This is a genomic window from Desulfonatronum zhilinae, from assembly GCF_900182865.1.
Lineage (GTDB): Bacteria > Desulfobacterota > Desulfovibrionia > Desulfovibrionales > Desulfonatronaceae > Desulfonatronum > Desulfonatronum lacustre.
The window spans coordinates 24,963-42,123 of the sequence record NZ_FXUJ01000022.1 but is presented as its reverse complement, the minus strand read 5'-3'; the positions used below and the strand labels follow the sequence as shown (position 1 = coordinate 42,123).

The following is a 17,161-nucleotide window of genomic DNA, read 5'->3' as shown; positions in this document are numbered from 1 at the left end:
CCCAATTGCCGCGTTGCCGCGAAAAGTTCAAATTCTCACGTATGAAGTTATACGCTTCGATCATGAGCTTTTCTTGCGCTTTGCACTTGGGGTTTTTGAACGAACAGCGGACAGGGACAACTCACACGAAGACTGGAGGATACTGAGTCATGCAAGGAAAAACGTTTTTCATCGACCTGACCAAATGCACGGCCTGTCGGGGCTGCCAGGTGGCCTGCAAGCAGTGGAAGAAGCTGCCCGCCGAGGAAACCAAAAACTGGGGTTCGTTTCAGAACCCCAAGGATCTGCCCTTTAAGACGTTGAAGCTGGTCCGGTTCTCCGAAGTGGAGGAGAACGGCGAATTCAAGAACTGGTACTTCTTTCCGGACCAGTGCAGACACTGCGTGCATCCGCCGTGCAAGATGGTCGGCGACATGTACGACGACCAGGCCATCCTGCACGATCCGGAAACCGGTGCGATCCTTTTCACGGATCGCACCAAGAACCTGGATGGCGAGGAGATCCGGATGTCCTGTCCCTACAATATCCCTCGCTGGGACGATACGAAGGTTCAAGCCAAGTGCGACATGTGCCTGGACCGTGTTCAGAACGGCCTTTTGCCGGCCTGCGTGCTGTCCTGTCCCACCGGGACCATGCACTTTGGTGACCGTGAGGAAATGCTGGAACTGGCCGGGAAGCGCCTGGCCGAAGTCCGGGCCTACCGACCCAACGCCGTGCTGGTCGATCCGGAAGATACGCGGGTCGTCTATCTGTGCGAGGAAAGCCCCCGCAGGTATCACGGCTACGCCATGGCCCAGGCGGACGTCCCAGGAAAGTTGACCAGAAAACGGGTATTGGCCGCCGCGGCCTCGCCGGTTCGGCAACTGTTCGGATAACGATAAAAAACCCCTTGGTTGCCGCGGCTATGCGACAACCAAGGGGTTGTCCTAATATTCGGGCAAGCACTTCAGCCTCCCGACTACCAGCCTTCTCAGTTCTAGCGCTTCAACAGTTCCTGGGAAACATCAACCACTCGTTTCGTTGCCAATCTTCATTCCCGGACCCTGGCACAATCCACTGAATATTTCCCGGAGCATGTTCTGATCGATGAATTCATGGAGGGGGCGTTCGTAGTAATCGTCGTCAGTTGCTGAAGGGGCAAGGGTGGTTCCTGTAACGTACTCGTCGAGGGAATCCGGATGATCCTTCCCTCCCGCTGCTCCGGATACGACTTCTCCTCCGGAGATGTCCAGTTTGATTCCGGAGTTGTTCTTGATCCAGGTGTCGGTCTCATCGTGGGTTCCCAGGAACAGGAAAACATAGTCTTCCTCTTGCCTGGTCAGGACCAGCCGGTGCCCTCCGGGAAGATTGAATTTCCAGCAGTTTTCCATTCTGGCCTCGCCGTTGGGGGTCAGCTTTCGGGCAACGCTGGGGTCCAGGCGTCCGCTGTCGGCCAGATCCTGGATGATTTCCCGGGCCTGCCGGGCCGCGCCTTCGGCATTGCCCCCGGATTTGAGCATTTTGGCTGTTTTCTTGGAAAACTGGACTGGGTCGGCGATGATTACGGCCATGGAAAACCTCCGAACATTCGGTGTCGCAGTTGGTTTATTAAAAGACGGAGAGCGAAGGACCATTAAGACCGCTTCGCTCTCCGTGATAAACCCATCCTGCGTTTCCCGAGCGCTTATCTTTCAGATGAACGTCTCGGCAAGGCCAGGCTTAGAGGATCTTGAACTCGTGGACCTGGTTGGTCTTGGAGTCGATGACGTGCACGCCGCAGGCGATGCACGGGTCGAAGGAGTGCACGGTGCGCAGCAGTTCCACGGGGCGCTTGGGGTCGGCGATGGGAGTGTTGATCAGCGCTTCTTCCACCGGGCCCAGCTTGCCGGCTGCGCAACGCGGCCCCAGGTTCCAGGTGGAGGGCACCACCAGTTGGAAGTTCTCGATCTTGCCGTTCTTGATCTTGATCCAGTGGCTCAGCGCTCCACGTGAGACATCGGCGAATCCGACACCTTCGGCCTCGTCGGGCATCTCATGATTCTCGGCGATTTTCGTGTCTCCGCGTCTGATGTTTTCTTCCAGTTCGTTCAGCCAATCCTCGTTCTTTTGGGCAATGGTCAAGGCCTTGATGGCCCTTGCCGCTGTTCGCCCCAGGGTGGAATGCAAGGCTTCAGGACCGACTCCGAGATGGTTCAGCACCAGATCCACGGCGGCTTTCACCTCGGGGTGCCCCTTGGCATAGGCCACCAGGACGGAAGCCAGAGGACCAACCTCTGTCGGCTCGTCCTTGTACCTGGGAGCTTTTGACCAGGAATAGCGTTGTTTGTCGTCAATACTGGTGTACTTGGGCTCGGTCACGCCCTCAGAGGGGTGGCGGGCTTCGTCGCCTTCGTACCAGCTTGCCGCCACGTGCTCGTAAATGGCCGCGGGATCGAAATCCTGCACGTTTGCCAAGTCGCGGTTCATGATCACGCCCTGGGGATACCAGCGGCTGTTGATGTCTTTCTCCACCTTGGGAAACTCGCCAAAGGACAGGTAGTTGGTGCATCCGCCGATACCGGCCCAATCCTTGTAATAGGAGGCCACGGCCAGCACGTCGGGGATGTAGACTTCCTCGATGAACTTTTGGGTTTCCTTGTACAGGCCACGATACTCCTCCAGCCGCTCGGGCCGCAGGGCGTCGTAGCAGGTCACTCCGCCGCTGATGGTAAACTGCGTGTGTGGAACCTTTCCGCCGAATACGGCCATGGCTCGGGTTGCCTTGATCTGTAGGCGCAGGGCTTCCAGATAGTGAGCCGTGGCGATCAGGTTGATCTCCGGCGGGAGATAGTAGGCCGGGTGACCTCCCAGGAAATCGGCGTTGGAGAAGATGCCGAGTTGGCCCTGGTCGACAAAGGTTTGCAAACGATTCTGGACCGCCCGGAGGTCATCCGCGGAAGTCGCTCGGGGGGAGATGTTTCCAGCGATCTTGGCCGCCTTAACAGGGTCGGCCTGCAGGGCACTGGTCACATCCACCCAGTCCAAGGCGTGCAGGACGTAGAAATGGATGAGATGATCAGCCATGAACTGCGAGGCCAGAACGATGTTGCGGATCAGCCTGGCGTTTTCTGGGATTTGCACACCTACTGCATCATCCAGACATCGGACGGATGCCAGGGCATGGGTGTATTGGCAGACACCGCAAGCCCGTTGGGTGAAGTGCTGGGCGTCGCGCGGGTCGCGGCCCTTGAGGATGGTTTCCAGGCCGCGGTAGAGCTGGGAGCTGGACCAGGCGTTCTTGACCTTGCCGTTGTCCACTTCCACTTCCAGGCGCAGATGGCCCTCGATTCTGGTCAACGGGTCCACGATAACGGGGCCGGAATAGTTGCTTTGCGGGGTGACCGGGATGACCGGCGCACCTTGGGGCTTACAGCCAGACATAATTGTTCCTCCTTCGAGTTATTGGCAATGTGAGTGTTGAAAAAGTCCTTTGTCGGCAGTTCGTTCAAAAACCCCAAGTGCAAGGAGCAAGAAAGATCAAGGTCGAAGCGTATTTATTGATACGTGAGAGTTTGAACTTTTTGCAGCGACGCAGCAATTGGGAGTTTTTCAACGGACTGCTAAACCGGTTTGTAGAACGGGCTCAGCTGATCCCAAAACTTCGGCTCGCTGCAGCCGATGCAGGGGTGACCGGCCTGCACGGGCCAGTTGGTTTCGTTGAACTTGACCTTGGGACAGTTGTTGTAGGTGTCCGGCCCCTTGCAGCCGACCTCGTACAGACACCAGCCTTTTCTGGCCTCCTCGGAGTCGAAGGACGGGGCGAATTCATAGTTGAAGAAGTGATCCAATCGTTCGCAGAGTTCATGGACCGACTCGCCGTAGAACATCTTCGGACGATTCAGGCGATCCAGCTCCGGCATGCCCTTGGTCAGCAGATGCACCACGGTCCCGACGAAGTTGTAGGGACTGGGGGGACAGCCCGCGATGTTGATGGCCCGGGTCGGCAGTCCGAGGTGTTCCATCAGTTCGTTCACGCCCATGGCTTGCGTGGGGTTGGGGTCCGCGGCCTGTACGCCGCCGAAGGTCGCGCAGGCTCCGATGGCGATGACGGCCTGGGCCTTGGGCAGGTATTTTTTAGCCATATCCAGCATGGTGTGTCCGCCGACCATCCCGTAAACGCCGTTGTCCTTCGTCGGAATGGCGCCTTCCACCACGGCGATGAACCCGTGGGGCGAGGTGATGGCCTGTTCCAGGGCTGCTTCAGCCGAATCGCCGGCCGCGGCCATCAGGGTTTCGTGATAGTCCAGGGAAATGGTGTCCAGGATCAGTTCATCGATGTACGGGTTGACGGTGCGAACCACGGCCATGGAGCAACCGGTGCATTCGGCGAAATGGAAGTACACTACGGACGGACGGCGCGGATCCGTGAGCGCGGCCGCGACCTGTTTGGCGAATGAGGCCTCCATGCCCATGGCCGCGGCTACCGCGGCGCAGAACTTCATGAAATCGCGACGATTGACGCCACGACACGCAAGCCGTTTTTCGGCGTCGTCCTTGGCCAAGCCAACACTGAATTTCATAACCCACCTCCGTTTAGATTGTTCATCTCCAGGGCCTGTTGGGATATCGAGCCGCACGGGTCCAGCCTGGACCAGCCAAGGCCTATGCGGGCCTTTTTCTGAAAAGTTCAAATTTTCACGTACCAAGAACCGCGTTTTAGCTTTGAACTTTTCTTACTCCTCATAATACTGAGGGTTGTTGATCGAACCGACGAGAGGAGACTTTGAGCGACGAAAACGGAAAAAAGCCGTAACACACTTAAAAATTTTATTGTCGACTATGCGTAACTTTCAGCAATTCGTAGCAAATTAAATAATTATCTCGATACCCTATGTTCTTAACGTTTCTTAAACCGATTCCTGAGTATAATGTCAAATAGGTAAAACAAATCACACCAAGCGGTTTCGATAGACGGGAATGTCATGAGAGGACAGGGTTTGTTCCTCCAAAAAAGTGGACTCTGGTCGACGTGCGCTTTGCCGTGCTGGTGCAATTCGGCCCTGGAATTGCCGAGGCGAAGGAGGCAAAAGGAGGGAGCGACCGTGTTGGAGGCGCGACCGGTGTCGGAAGGCCTGGCGTTGGGAGACGGGGAGTCGGCTCAGAGTGGAGGTCGGGAGTTCACGGCGGAGTGGGCTCTCCATGGAGTCCGGCTCGTTGCAACCGGACCCTGGGAGATGGTGGAGGAAGGAGCATCACAGTAATCTGATTATTTCGATATGTTCATCCATACCGTTCCCGAAGCATTCGGGCGGCCAGGACGATGTTCCGTATCTTGGCCGCGGCCACCTCTTCCACGTTCACGCAGCGATTGGCGAAGCAGCCGAAGCCGCAGTCCGTGTTCAGGAAAAGCTGATCCGGTCGATAGTGGCGTAGCGCCAGCTCGGCCTTGGCCACGATTTCTTCGGGTGATTCCGCTTCGGTGGTCCGTGGGTTGACTACGCCCAGACCGAGTTCCCGGAGGCGGTCCGTTCCGGGCACGGTGCCGGACAGGGCCTCCCCGACCACGGCGATTTCTCCGGCCCGAGGCGTGGCGTACTCCAGAACGAACTGATGAACGCGCATCCGGGTCAGGGCCGGTAGCAGGGGGGTATAATCCCCGGAGAGCAGGACGTCCTCCCGGGTGCTCCAGTTGCCCCGGCAGATGTGCAGGCCGATGCGCGGCCCATGGGGCGGCGGGGCGATACCTTCAATGATGCGGTTGATCAGTTCCGCGGCGTATTTCAGTTCAACACCCACATCCCGGCGGGTGGCCAGAGTCGCTCACATGAAGGTCCGGCGGCCGCACTCCGCGGACATGACCACTTCGGTGAGCACCGGCTCGTCGAACTGCACGAATTCGCAACCGGCCTCGGCCAGTTCCCGTAACTCGTCACGCAGGATGCGCACCACGTCGTCGCCCAACTCGCTTTGATCGCGGTAGGCCTTTTTGGTGTAATTGGACACCCACATGGAACGGCTGAGCAGGTACGGTCCGGGCAGGGTGATCTTCACCGGCTTGTCCGTGAGTTGCTTTACGAACCGGAAGTCGTCCACGGCCAGGGGCTCGCGGCGTTCCAGCCGGCCCACGCAGGTGGGGTTGCGGATGGCCGAGGCCGGGACGTCCAGGGTGCCCAGCATTTCCTCGAATCCGGATTTGTCCTCCACCTCGTCCAGCATTTCGGCCAGGCTCATCAGCTTGGTCCCGGCCACCTTTTCCGTGATGAAGGAGTAGAAATTGTCCCGCCGATGCTCGCCGTCCACCACCACGTCCAGCCCGGCATCCTCCTGGATGCGCACGGTCCGCCGGACTTCTTCGTCGGCCACGGCGTCGAATTCGGCCCGGGACATCCGCTCCAGCCGACGGTCGCGTAATGCCTTGAGCATGGTTTTGGAGCGGGGCCAGCTGCCCACTTGCGTTGTCGTAAACATGATCACACCACCGCGAATTTGATGTTCAGGTCAACCGCCTTGGCCAGCGTGGTCGCGATGGGCGAGCGGGCCACGGTCCGCTCCCAGACTTGGCGGACCCTGGCTTCGTCGTCCATGGTCGAGGCAAAGCATTTCACTTCGATTCCGGCAAAAGACGCGTCACCCTCTTCCAGGCCCATGTGCGCCAGGATGTTATGCAGTTTGCCGCGCACCGTGATTTCCACGTCGTCCACATCCAGGCCTTCCCGGGCGCAGTCCGTGGCGAAGCCGCTGCTGAGCGCCCCGCCCAGCGCGCCCAACAAGGCTTCCACCGCGCAGGGGTGGGCGTCCTTGTCCTTAAAACTTGCCGGTTGACCCAGGTCCCAGGAGAAATTGCGGCAATAGACCGTGCTCTTCAGGTTGCCCGTGGACCGGACCCGCATCCGCCACTCGTACTCCGTGGCCTTTTTCTTGTCCTCGGCCAGGGCTTGATCGTCGGACGAGCTGGCCTGGTCCGCCTTGGGCGCTCCGCGCCGGAGAAAATACCGGGCATACCCCGGACCTTCCAGACGGCCCAGGTACACGTGCCCGGACATCCGGCACCAGGGCGGCAGATCATCGTTGACCGTGGGTTCCCGGCTGCGCATTTCCAAAATCTGCCCTACCGGGGTCTGGAGCATGTTCTCCCGGATCAGGAGGATCAACCCGGACCCGCAGTCCAGGTCTCCACCGTCAAAGACCCGCTCCACACGCAACGCTTCCAGGGCGGAAACATCAAGTGGTTCACTCATTGCGCTCTCCAAATAAATGCGCCGGAGGCGGATCAAAACCGCCCCCGGCCGTGAAAAAATGCGGTCTGCTCAAAGGCCAAGAAGCGAGGCCAATCCGGGAAGGTTCAGCCTCCAATCGACCTGCAATCAGCCATCCAACCTAATACGCCACGCAGGCCGGATCAGCGGAAAGCCATTCCACCAGGGCCGCGCCGCCAGCCGGGACCGAGCCCTCGATCAGGTCGGCCTCGGACAACCCTCGTTTCTTCAGGCAGGGGGTGCAGACGTAGATTTTGCCGCCAGCATTGACGAATTTGGTGATCAATTCCTTGAGCGGGGCAAAGGGTGCGCCTTCATCGATCTTTTCCGCCTCGCCCTTGACCGCGCAGTACACGCCGTCCGTGCTCAGAAAGATCATGGTTTCCTTCTCGCTGCCCTGGGCCGCGTTGGCCACCACGAAGCCCAGGGTGGCCTTGTCGCCGTCGGTGCGGCAGTGGCTGATGGTCACGCAGAATCGGTTCGCCATGGGGTTACTCCTTTTTCCGTTCGGGTTTATACTCGATGAGGTAGTGGGGGTGCCGCATGTCCAGGAGGGTGTTCCTGGTCATCCGACACCAAGCCGGAAACTCAATGGGCGCGGCCGGGTCTTTGGAGATGAGCAGGACCTTGGTTCCCGGTGGCATGGGCAGCAGGTAGGTGTACAGGTTGATGATCACCCGTCCGCAGGTTTCCTCCCCACCGTCGAACTCTTCGTCGAACTCCCATTCCTGGGGGGGCGCTTCTTCCCGGGAGGTGTTCGGTGAGTCGTTGTGATTCGGAGATTGTTCCTGGATCATGGCCGCTCTTTGTGGCTTCGAGGCTTTGTTGGTGACGAGTTTGTCGACGAGTTTACAATGATTTCAGGGGTAAATGTCAAATCGGAAAAGCAAATGCTTTTTTGTCTGAGCCATAGAAGAAATCAGTTGCTGATCCGGGCTGTTTCGGAAATACTCAATACGCCCATGTGGCGGGGGTTTTTCGCTCCGCATGGTTTTCCGACTCTCCCCGATTGCATCCCACCGAACCGGCATGAACAGTTCATATCCAATCTCTTCACCGACCCTGGCCTTTACAGCCGCCGCGACGGACCCGGCTTCCAGGCTGCATTGGGTTGGCGAGCAGGCCGACGCGGTGGAGTTTTCACCGGATCCGAATCACCTGGACCGGCTTGCGGAGATGATCCGGCCGTTTCTGGCCCAACGCCGTTTCGTCCGGTTCCATACCAGATATTTTGAGCACGAACTGGGCCACGCCGACCCGGCCCTGGCCGATCTGGCCCTGGAGGCGCATTTGCGCACTTTGCGGGCCATGGTCGGGCTGGGCGAGCCCGTGGTCACGGTGCATACCGGACTCGACCCGAACCTGCCGGTGCAGGAGTCGAGGCTTGTCGAGAATCTGGCTCGCTTGGTGGCCCACGGGAAAGACCTGGGCATCGTGGTCTGCCTGGAAAATCTGCGTTTCGGACCATCCAGCGAACCGGCGAACGTATTGCGCTGGGCCGAACGGGCCGGAGCCATGATTACCTTGGACGTCGGCCACGCCTTGGGCTCGGAGGCCGCGCGCGGCGGCCGCTGCCCGGCGGAACGGTTCGTGGACCTCTTCGCGGACAGGCTGTTCGAGGTCCATATTTACGGTCGTGAGGACGACCAAGGTCATCATCCCATTGAGGACATCGCCCCGTTCAGGCCGCTCATGGCCAAGCTCCTGCAAACCGAGTGCGTCTGGTGGACCATTGAATTGCAGCGCCCTGAGCACGCCCTGGCCACCCGGGCCTTGCTCCTGGATGAATTGGATCCAGGCGTCCCGCCATCTCACCTCAATCCTCGCGAAGCGGAGCCACATCCGGTTTTCCCGATTCGATCCCGATTTGCCGTTCCTGGGCAAAATCGCCTCTGTTCCCCCTTGAATCTTTAACCGAGCCCCAAGCCCATGATGCCCGACAAGTGCCTGCTGATCGTTCTGGATGGTCTGGGAGACCGCTCTCATGAGGTCTTGGATTGGCAAACCCCGCTCCAGGTCGCCCACACGCCGCACCTGGACCACTTGGCCCGAAACGGCGCCAACGGTCTGTACCACGCCGGAAGCCTGGGCGAGGCCCTGCCCAGTGAAACCGCGCATTTCGCCATGTTCGGCTATGATCGGAAGGACTTTCCCGGGCGGGGGCCTTTGGAGGCCCTGGGAGCCGGCGTGGATTTGGCCCGGGACGAAGTCGCCATCCTGGCGCACTTCGCGGCCCTGGAAGAGCGGGACGGCTGCCTGGCCTTGGTCCGGGACGTTCCCCGGGCCGATGAAGAGGAGGTCGCGGCCCTGATCCGGGCCGTGGACAAGTGGGAACAGGACGGCATCCGGATCCGGTACGTCCCGGTCAAAGGCGTGTTCGGCGTGCTGATCCTTTCCGGCGAGGTTTCCCCGGACATCACGGACACCGGGCCGATGCGCGACGGTCGGTTCCTGCCCGACCTGCTGCCGTTGATCTCAAAACACTCGACGACATTGGACGCGGAGAATGCGGTCCGGGCCCGAAATACGGCCCGCGTGCTCAGGGCCTATCTCCTGCACGCCTGGGACACCCTGCGGGAGCATCCTCTCAATGACCGCCGTCGAAGGGCCGGGCTTCCGCCCATCACCGGGCTGGTCACCCAGCGTGCGGGAAGCTTGCGACCGGTACCGCCATTTTCCCGGCGCTTTGGCCTGCGTGGGTTGAGCATCGCCTCGGGCGCGGTGTTTCGCGGCCTGGCCCGACATCTGGGACTGGACTGGCAAGCGCCCCGGGACACCGGCGACCTGGCGGAGGATTTTGCCCGGGACCTGGCCGACGTGCCGGAGCACTTCACCCGGTACGATTTCATCCACCTGCACACCAAGGCCCCGGACGAGGCGGCCCACGCCAAGGATCCCCTGCTCAAGAAAGCAGTGATCGAGGCTCTTGATCAGGCCTTGGGCACGGGGAAAGCGCTGTTGGAGAGTCCGGACCTGCTGGTGGTGGTCACCGCGGACCATTCCACGCCCAGTTCCGGAAACATGATCCACTCCGGCGAGCCGGTGCCCTTACTGTTTCACGGAACCGGGGTCCGACGGGACGTGGTGACCCGCTTCGACGAGATCCACGCAGCCCAGGGGTGCCTGGGCTGCGTGCGGGGCACGGAACTGCTCCGGCTGATCCTGAATCACCTGGACATGGCCCGCCTGGAAGGGGTCCGGGACACCCCGGAGGACTGTCTGTATTGGCCTGGAGACTACCAGCCCCTGCCAGTCCGTATTCCTCTTTCAAAATGACATTATCAGTCCAACTTCGCATTGGAGTCAGCGTCGAAATCGAGATCGAAATCGGCATCGAAATCGAGAAATACAAAAACTTCATCGAATGACGGCGATTTCGATCTCGATTTCGACTTCGAGCATGCCCTGGCTATTTGTGTCATGTTGAACGTAAAATTGAATGAACCCACAGATCCATGGAAGCCCATATGTACGACATCGGTGTGATTCACGGTCGGTTTCAGGTCCCGCACAACGACCACCTGCGATACCTGCTGGCCGGCAAGGCGCTCTGTCGTCATCTTGTCGTGGGCATCACCAACCCGGACCCCAGCCTGACCGCCGAGATGGCCGCGGATCGCAAGCGATCCAGCGCACTGGCCAACCCCCTGACCTTTTACGAACGCTTGGTGATTCTCCGGGACGTGCTCCTGGAAGCCGGGGTCAGCCAGTCAGAGACCACCATCGTCCCCCTGCCCATCACCCATCCCGATCTCTACCGCCACTACGTGCCCCTGGACGCGGTCTTTCTGCTCTCCATCTGCGACGACTGGGGGCGACACAAGTTGGGTCAGTTCCAGTCCCTTGGATTGAAAACCCATGTACTCTGGGATGTTCCGCCGGAGCAAAAAGGCATCAGCGGCACCGAGGTCCGTCAAGCCATGATCGCCGACCGGCCCTGGGAACACCTGACCCCGGCGGCCACGGTTCGGCACTGTCGAGCCTGGAACATCGCCGCGAGGTTGCGGGGGCTTGTCTCCCCGGTGCCGGAAAACGAGTCCTGGGGAGCGGGCGACCCGGAAGCCATGTAGTCTTTTTTGAGGATTGATATCAGGTGGCAAAGCGTATTGAGACGTCTGGCACCGGGCCTTTTTCAGTCCGGATTGATCAGTTCGGGTCTGGCCGGATCCAGTCCCAGCAGCAATTCCCGGCAGGGGATGCACAGGATGCCGTCGATCAAGAGGCGTTCCCGGCCAAGATATGCCAGGCAGGCTTTGGCCTCGGGGTAGTCCTGGCAAAATGTCCTGAGCGGGCGGAGATCCTTGCCATGGATGGACCCGGATCGCTTGACCTCCACGGCCCAGAACGTGTCCGGGCCATAGACCACGAAATCCACCTCGCTGCCGGACTTGGTCCGCCAATAGTACAGTCGGGCGGGAGATTCCCGGTAGGCGGCCCATGCCATCAGGTGCTGGGCCACAAGGCCTTCCAGGGCAGGACCTTCGATCTCCTCCGGCCTGTCCAGAGGGCCGGAAGGACGCAGTGAGCGGTACACGCCGACATCAAAGTAATAGAACTTGTCATGGCTGACCAAATGGCGCTTGGCTCGTTTGGTGAACACGGGGACGCGAAAGCACAGCAGCAGATCTTCCAGAATGTCCAAGTAGCCCTCCACGGTCTTGCGGCCCACTTGGCATTCCCGGCCCACTTGGGCCAGGTTGAGGATGCTGCCCTGGGAAAAGCTGATGGCCTCCAGGAATCGGGAAAAGGCGCCTATGTCTCGGACCAGGGCCTCGGCCTGGACCTCCTCGCGCAGGTACAGCGAGGCATAGGTCCGCAACACCGCCTCGGGGTCAGGGGACTGCGTCACCAGGGGAACCATGCCGAAGCGCAGGGCGCGGTCTAGGTTGAAGGCCGCGCCCAGTTCCACTGCCATGAAAGGATGCATGGTTGTTTCCACTAGGCGGCCGGCCAGCAGATTGAATCCTCCGCGTCGCAGCTTGCGGGCGCTGGAACCGGTCAGCACGAAACGCAGCCAGCGGTCTGACTCGATGAGGGCGTGGACCACGTCCAGCAGGGCCGGCGCCTTCTGGATTTCGTCAATCACTACGTCCCTCGCGGCGGGATACGCGGCGATCAATTCCTTCAACCGCTCTGGCCGGGCCTGATAGACGCGCTGGGCTTCAGGATCGAGCAGATCGATCCACAGGGCATCCCCCATTGTTTGGCGCAGCCATGTGGACTTGCCGGTTCCCCTCGGCCCGAAGAGGAAAAAACCGCCTCCGGGCATGCGAAAAAAACGAGATATTTTTTCCATATTTGCTTCTTTTTCGGAATAGCGAAGTCCATTATGCACCATGTCTGGCTTGGCGTAAAGGCATTGAAAAAGCCAAAAGTTAATCAGTTCTCAAGAGCCGGAATCCCAGGGAACTGCGCCCGCTGTCCGGGTCGTTCCAGCCGCGAAGGGCCGCACGAACATTCCAGGGGCCGTAGAACCAGGAGCCGGGCTGGTAACATCGCCGAGCGGTTGCGGGGAAGGGTGGCCAAGACGTATGTGGGAATACATCAACAAAGGAGTGCCCAAATGGTCTCCCGACGGCCGCTGGATCGCCTATTTGTCCGACATGTCCGGAGACGCCAACATCTGGATCATTCCGGCCCAGACATAACCCTCATCACCCCCGCAGCAACACGATGGCGATGATTGCCAGGGCCAGCCCCAGCAGGCGTCCCGTGGTCAATTTCTCCCGAAAAATCAGCACGGACAGCACCACGGCCACCAGGAAGTGCATGCCGTTGATCGAGACCACGATGGCCAGCGGTCCCAGGGCCAGGGCTTTGAGGAAGAGGTAGAACCCGGCCAGGTTGAGCAGGCCCATGGACAGGCCGATGGTTACGGCCAGTCGGCGCGGACTTTTGATTTGGCCCTGGTTTTGGGTTGGTGCGAACATCCTCGGAGCTAATGCCAGGGTGAAGAGGGTGGAGAAGACGTAGGACAGGGCGATGAAGGCCAGGAGATCCGTATGCTGGGCCGCGTATCTGGAGCTGATGGCCGAGAGGGCCCCGGCCAGCATGGCCACGAAAACCAGGATCAGGCCCTTGGCTCTGGTCCGGGCGTCGTTGTCCGGTGCGCTGTCCCGACCCAGAACCCAGATGGTGGCCAAGGAGAGCCCGACGCCCAGGATTTGCAAGGGCTCAAGCCGTTCTTGGAGAAAAAGTACGGCAAAGAGGACCACCAGGACGATGTTCATCCGGATCAGGGGATAGGCCACGGTGGCGGGCATGTGTTTCAGGGCCTGGATGTGGGCCAGGGTGGCGCTGACGAATGTCAGGCTGTTGGCCAGGGAGATCAAAACCAGAAAACTCAGGCTGGGCACGACCGGCGGGAAGAGGACCAGGAGGCCGGAGCTGAGCACGGCCACGGTGGTCATGAAGCAGAAGGTGGTCAGGAAGGTGCCGCAATTCCTGGCCGCGGCGACCTTGTACAGAAAGCGCTGTCCGCCCAGAAGCAGCAGGGCCAGCAGGGAATAGAGATACCAGGTTTGCATACGTCTGATTTACGTTCAATATGACACGACCAGTCAGGGCATATTGGTCGAAATCGAAATCGAAATCGCTATCGAAATCGGTGTCGCCATCGCTCCATGATATGCTTGGCTTTCTCGATTTCGATTACGATTACGATTACGATTTCGATTGCGATCCGGGCTCCAGTGCGGGGGCGTGATCCCGGGCATCGTCCGGAAGATGGTCGGGGACATCCTGCAGGAAGCGTTCGAGGATGGCGTTGCTGACCAGCATCCCGGATCTGGTCAGGCGCAGCAGGCCGGAGTGGACCCGGATCAGGTCGTTTTGTCGGAGCACCTGGATCAGGCGGCGGTGTCGGCGCAGGAAGTCCTGGCCGGTGCGTTGTCGGTATTCGGCCAGGCTCAGCCCCTTGGTGGTGCGCAGGGAGAGCATGACCAACTCCTTGATCTTGTCCGCGGTCGTCAGGGCCGTCGACGTGTCCCCGATCCGCTCCGTGCGGACCAGTTCGGCGTAATCCTTCATGTTCTTGGGGTTTTCCCAGCGCAGGCCGCCCAGGGTGGAGACCGCCCCGGCCCCCAGCCCAAGGTAGCTTTGGGATTGCCAGTAGCCCTGGTTGTGGCGGCAGGCAAAGCCCATCCGGCTGAAGTTGGATATTTCGTAGTGCAGGTATCCCTTTGATTCCAGCAATTCAGCCCCTTGCAGAAACATCTTGGCCTGCTCGTTTTCAGGCGGCAGGACGATGTCCCCGGCCGACTCGGCCCGGGCCAGGGGCGTGTCGTGCTCCAGGGTCAGGCCGTAGCAGGAGAGGTGGTCGGGCTGGAGATTGACCACGGTTTCCAGCTCACGCAGCCATTCCAGGGCTCGTTGTCCGGGCAAACCCCAGATCATATCCAGGCTGATGTTCGCGAAGCCTGCCTGGCGAGCCATGTCAAAGGCCTTCATGCCCTGCGCGGCTTGGTGCCGCCGGCCCAAGACCTCCAGCTTCTTGTTGTCCAGGCTTTGCAGCCCCAGGCTGAGCCGGTTCACGCCCAGGGCGAGCAGGCCGCGCAGATAGTCCGGGTCAGCCGCGGAGTCCGGATTGGCCTCCAGGCTCCATTCCAGGCCCGGAGCCAGCTCGAAGGTCCGGGCCAGGGCCGAGGCGATGCGCTCCATCTGCTCCAGGGAAAGCAGGCTGGGCGTTCCGCCGCCGAAGTAGATGGAGGAGACGGGCCGCCGGACTCCGGCCCGGCCCAGCCGCCGTCCCCAGAGGGCGATTTCGGCCTCGAGATGGTCCAGGTAGGATTCCAGGTCGGCCGCGCCGGGGCCGGGGACCGAGAAAAAGGAGCAGTAGCCGCACTTGCTCCGGCAGAAGGGGATGTGGATATACAGCAACATGCACGAAATTCATGTCGGACTGGAGCCGTCCGCCAGCCGGTTCAGCTTTTTGCGGCGGCGCTCCAGCTCGCTGTACAGGCAGCCGCAGTAGCTCTGGCGGTACAGCCCCCATTGCCGGGACAGGTCGATTCCTGCTTGCCAGCCCGGGCGGAAGTCCCGGTCCAGGAATCGGATTCCGGTCCGGTCATCCAGTTCCCGGCCAATGGCCAGGATGGCGTCCCGGTCCTGGTAGATGCTGTAAAGCAGGGTGGTGCTCACGGCGGAAAACCCGTGTTCCTTGGCATAAGCGAAAGTCCGCTCCAGACGCAGCCGGTAGCAGGCGGGGCAGCGGTGGTCCTCCCGGCCGTGCACGACCTGGAAAAAACGGCGCGGGTCGTATTCCGCGTCCAGGCAGATCATCGGACAGTCCATTTCTTGAGCGGCCTGAAGCACCGCCTCCCGGCGCTTGAAATACTCCTCCACGCCGTGGATGTTCGGGTTATGGAACAGCCCGACGACCTCCTCCCCCTGTTCCCGCAGCGTTTGCACCGGCACCAGGGCGCACGGTCCGCAGCAGACGTGGAGCAGAATGGCGCGGTTCGTTATCCCGGACATTTCTCGGTAAGCACGAGAATCGAATTCTGGAAGCGGTCTTCCAGATCCTTGAGCATGATCCGCTTGTGGTTCAGCAGGTACAGGGCCAATTCGGCCTCGGTGCGGTATTCCAGGGGCGTGGGGCAGTTTTTGGCACGCAGTTTGCGGTAGATGTCCTTCAAGACCTGGAGGGCGCGCCATTCGATGTTGCGTTGCAGCCCCGAGCCCTGGCAGTGCGGGCAGGGTTCGGAGCTGATGGACAGGGCCGAGGAGCCCAGGCGCTGGCGGACCATTTCCAGCAGGCCGAATTTGGAAAGCCGGCCCACGTCCACCCGGGCCCGGTCCACCTTGAGCGAGGACTTGAGTTCCTTTTCCACCTCCCGGCGGTGCTTGGGGTCGCGCATTTCGATGAAGTCGATCACGACCTGCCCGCCGATGTCGCGCATCCGCAATTGTTGCCCGATTTCCTGGGCCGCCTCCATGTTGGTCTTGAAGACCATTTCGTTGAAATTGCTGCCGCTGATTTTTCCGGAGTTGACGTCCACGGCCATCAGGGCCTCGGTCTGATCAAAGACCAGCCTTCCGCCGCTGGGCAGCAACACTTCGCGCCCGAAGATCTGCTGCAATTGTTTTTCCAGGTTGAAGCGCTCCCAGAGGGTGCGATCCGTGTCCGCGTGCAGTTTGACCATGTTCTGACGGCGGGGAAAGGTCAGGGTTACGAATTCCTTGACCAGTTCCATGGTTTCCGGGTGGTCGATCCAGATTTCGCCCACGTCCGAGGTCAGGTAGTCCCGCACGGCCCGGAAGGCCAGTTCCTTCTCCTGATAGATCAATACCGGGGCCTGCTCGGTCATGCCTTTCTTGCGCACGTCCTTCCAGAGCCGTTTCAGAAACTGGAGATCCTTGAGCAGGTTGGTCTTGGTCTGACCCAGGCTGTTGGTCCGGGCGATCAGGCCGATGCCTTCGCCCAGTTCCTGTTCCCGGAGGATATCTTTGAGTCGGCTGCGTTCCTCGTCGTCCTCAATCTTGCGGGAAACCCCGAACTGGTCCTGGCCCGGAGTGAGCACCAGGAAACGACCGGCCAGGGAGAGATAGGTGGTCAGGAAGGCACCCTTGTTCACCGTGGGCTCCTTGACCACCTGGACCAGCAGTTCCTGGCCGGGTTTGAGCACCTTCTGCAGGGGCGGGTATTTGCGGCCGGTTTCCGGGTTGTGTTCCTTGAGATAGTATTCCGGGTGAACCTCGTCGATCTGCAGGAAACCGTTGCGGGCCTCGCCGTAATTGATGAAGGCCGCTTGCAGGGCCGTATCGATGTTGTTCACGGTACCTTTGTAAATGTTGCCCTTGGTTTTGGCCTGGTGCAGCATTTCAATGAAATAGTCGGTGATTTTGGCGTCTTCGGCCAGAATCAACTCGACCTGCTCACCAGGCAAGACGCTGATGAACATTTTCTTGCGTTGTTTTGTTGGAGCCATGATTTTTCCTTTGAAAAT

General features: G+C 60.2%; 16 protein-coding genes. 4 read left to right on the top strand and 12 right to left on the bottom strand.

Annotated elements, in window-relative coordinates; translation table 11 throughout:
• The first annotated feature begins 149 nt into the window (after positions 1–149).
• A complete protein-coding gene (locus AC559A_RS15375) occupies positions 150–875 on the top strand; it encodes a 4Fe-4S dicluster domain-containing protein (RefSeq protein WP_498818581.1) in 726 nt (241 codons plus the stop codon).
• Positions 876–1,004: 129 nt separating this feature from the next.
• On the opposite strand, the gene AC559A_RS15370 is transcribed toward AC559A_RS15375, so the two are convergent.
• From AC559A_RS15370 to AC559A_RS15340, 7 genes are all read right to left on the bottom strand, one after another.
• Positions 1,005–1,550 (bottom strand): hypothetical protein, encoded by a 546-nt coding sequence (locus AC559A_RS15370; RefSeq protein ID WP_498818580.1) that lies wholly within the window; start codon positions 1,548–1,550, stop codon positions 1,005–1,007.
• A gap of 148 nt (positions 1,551–1,698) precedes the next feature.
• Positions 1,699–3,399, bottom strand: a complete 1,701-nt coding sequence (locus AC559A_RS15365) for a nickel-dependent hydrogenase large subunit (protein ID WP_498818579.1) — start codon at positions 3,397–3,399, stop codon at positions 1,699–1,701.
• A 179-nt stretch (positions 3,400–3,578) separates the two neighbouring features.
• A complete protein-coding gene (locus AC559A_RS15360; protein WP_028572156.1) occupies positions 3,579–4,538 on the bottom strand; it encodes a hydrogenase small subunit in 960 nt (319 codons plus the stop codon).
• Positions 4,539–5,238: 700 nt separating this feature from the next.
• Complete coding sequence (locus tag AC559A_RS15355; protein ID WP_498818578.1) at positions 5,239–6,426, bottom strand: vitamin-B12 independent methionine synthase; 1,188 nt, start codon at positions 6,424–6,426, stop codon at positions 5,239–5,241.
• A gap of 2 nt (positions 6,427–6,428) precedes the next feature.
• Positions 6,429–7,196: a sulfurtransferase TusA family protein gene (locus AC559A_RS15350; protein WP_498818577.1), complete on the bottom strand. Its 768-nt coding sequence runs from the start codon at positions 7,194–7,196 to the stop codon at positions 6,429–6,431.
• A 139-nt stretch (positions 7,197–7,335) separates the two neighbouring features.
• Positions 7,336–7,701: a DsrE family protein gene (locus AC559A_RS15345; protein ID WP_045220123.1), complete on the bottom strand. Its 366-nt coding sequence runs from the start codon at positions 7,699–7,701 to the stop codon at positions 7,336–7,338.
• Positions 7,702–7,705: 4 nt separating this feature from the next.
• Positions 7,706–8,011, bottom strand: a complete 306-nt coding sequence (locus tag AC559A_RS15340; RefSeq protein ID WP_498818575.1) for a sulfurtransferase TusA family protein — start codon at positions 8,009–8,011, stop codon at positions 7,706–7,708.
• A 232-nt stretch (positions 8,012–8,243) separates the two neighbouring features.
• Between AC559A_RS15340 and AC559A_RS15335 the strand changes: the two genes are divergently transcribed.
• The 3 genes from AC559A_RS15335 (at position 8,244) to AC559A_RS15325 (ending at position 11,284) form a co-directional block, all read left to right on the top strand.
• Entirely contained in the window at positions 8,244–9,128 is an 885-nt protein-coding gene (locus AC559A_RS15335) for a sugar phosphate isomerase/epimerase family protein (protein ID WP_498818574.1), read from the top strand.
• A gap of 15 nt (positions 9,129–9,143) precedes the next feature.
• Positions 9,144–10,490: a BPG-independent phosphoglycerate mutase family protein gene (locus tag AC559A_RS15330; RefSeq protein WP_498818573.1), complete on the top strand. Its 1,347-nt coding sequence runs from the start codon at positions 9,144–9,146 to the stop codon at positions 10,488–10,490.
• Positions 10,491–10,681: 191 nt separating this feature from the next.
• Complete coding sequence (locus AC559A_RS15325) at positions 10,682–11,284, top strand: nicotinate-nucleotide adenylyltransferase (protein ID WP_498818572.1); 603 nt, start codon at positions 10,682–10,684, stop codon at positions 11,282–11,284.
• A gap of 62 nt (positions 11,285–11,346) precedes the next feature.
• On the opposite strand, the gene AC559A_RS15320 is transcribed toward AC559A_RS15325, so the two are convergent.
• From AC559A_RS15320 to AC559A_RS15300, 5 genes are all read right to left on the bottom strand, one after another.
• A complete protein-coding gene (locus AC559A_RS15320; RefSeq protein WP_498818571.1) occupies positions 11,347–12,510 on the bottom strand; it encodes an ATP-binding protein in 1,164 nt (387 codons plus the stop codon).
• Between the two features lie 358 nt (positions 12,511–12,868).
• Positions 12,869–13,741 carry a DMT family transporter gene (locus tag AC559A_RS15315; protein WP_498818570.1) on the bottom strand — a complete coding sequence of 291 codons (873 nt, stop codon included), beginning with the start codon at positions 13,739–13,741 and terminating at the stop codon, positions 12,869–12,871.
• 136 nt (positions 13,742–13,877) lie between these two features.
• Entirely contained in the window at positions 13,878–15,095 is a 1,218-nt protein-coding gene (gene hemW, locus AC559A_RS15310) for a radical SAM family heme chaperone HemW (RefSeq protein WP_498818569.1), read from the bottom strand.
• A 9-nt stretch (positions 15,096–15,104) separates the two neighbouring features.
• A complete protein-coding gene (locus AC559A_RS15305; RefSeq protein WP_498818568.1) occupies positions 15,105–15,689 on the bottom strand; it encodes an epoxyqueuosine reductase QueH in 585 nt (194 codons plus the stop codon).
• A complete protein-coding gene (locus tag AC559A_RS15300; RefSeq protein WP_084031977.1) occupies positions 15,677–17,143 on the bottom strand; it encodes an Rne/Rng family ribonuclease in 1,467 nt (488 codons plus the stop codon). Before AC559A_RS15300 ends, AC559A_RS15305 begins: the two co-directional genes overlap by 13 nt.
• Positions 17,144–17,161 lie beyond the last annotated feature (18 nt).

Coding starts and splice junctions, on each gene's coding strand:
- AC559A_RS15375 (WP_498818581.1), top strand. CDS start 150: ATGCAAGGAAAAACGTTTTTCATCGACCTGACCAAATGCACGGCCTGT.
- AC559A_RS15370 (WP_498818580.1), bottom strand. CDS start 1,550: ATGGCCGTAATCATCGCCGACCCAGTCCAGTTTTCCAAGAAAACAGCC.
- AC559A_RS15365 (WP_498818579.1), bottom strand. CDS start 3,399: ATGTCTGGCTGTAAGCCCCAAGGTGCGCCGGTCATCCCGGTCACCCCG.
- AC559A_RS15360 (WP_028572156.1), bottom strand. CDS start 4,538: ATGAAATTCAGTGTTGGCTTGGCCAAGGACGACGCCGAAAAACGGCTT.
- AC559A_RS15350 (WP_498818577.1), bottom strand. CDS start 7,196: ATGAGTGAACCACTTGATGTTTCCGCCCTGGAAGCGTTGCGTGTGGAG.
- AC559A_RS15345 (WP_045220123.1), bottom strand. CDS start 7,701: ATGGCGAACCGATTCTGCGTGACCATCAGCCACTGCCGCACCGACGGC.
- AC559A_RS15340 (WP_498818575.1), bottom strand. CDS start 8,011: ATGATCCAGGAACAATCTCCGAATCACAACGACTCACCGAACACCTCC.
- AC559A_RS15335 (WP_498818574.1), top strand. CDS start 8,244: ATGAACAGTTCATATCCAATCTCTTCACCGACCCTGGCCTTTACAGCC.
- AC559A_RS15330 (WP_498818573.1), top strand. CDS start 9,144: ATGATGCCCGACAAGTGCCTGCTGATCGTTCTGGATGGTCTGGGAGAC.
- AC559A_RS15325 (WP_498818572.1), top strand. CDS start 10,682: ATGTACGACATCGGTGTGATTCACGGTCGGTTTCAGGTCCCGCACAAC.
- AC559A_RS15320 (WP_498818571.1), bottom strand. CDS start 12,510: ATGGAAAAAATATCTCGTTTTTTTCGCATGCCCGGAGGCGGTTTTTTC.
- AC559A_RS15315 (WP_498818570.1), bottom strand. CDS start 13,741: ATGCAAACCTGGTATCTCTATTCCCTGCTGGCCCTGCTGCTTCTGGGC.
- hemW (WP_498818569.1), bottom strand. CDS start 15,095: ATGTTGCTGTATATCCACATCCCCTTCTGCCGGAGCAAGTGCGGCTAC.
- AC559A_RS15305 (WP_498818568.1), bottom strand. CDS start 15,689: ATGTCCGGGATAACGAACCGCGCCATTCTGCTCCACGTCTGCTGCGGA.
- AC559A_RS15300 (WP_084031977.1), bottom strand. CDS start 17,143: ATGGCTCCAACAAAACAACGCAAGAAAATGTTCATCAGCGTCTTGCCT.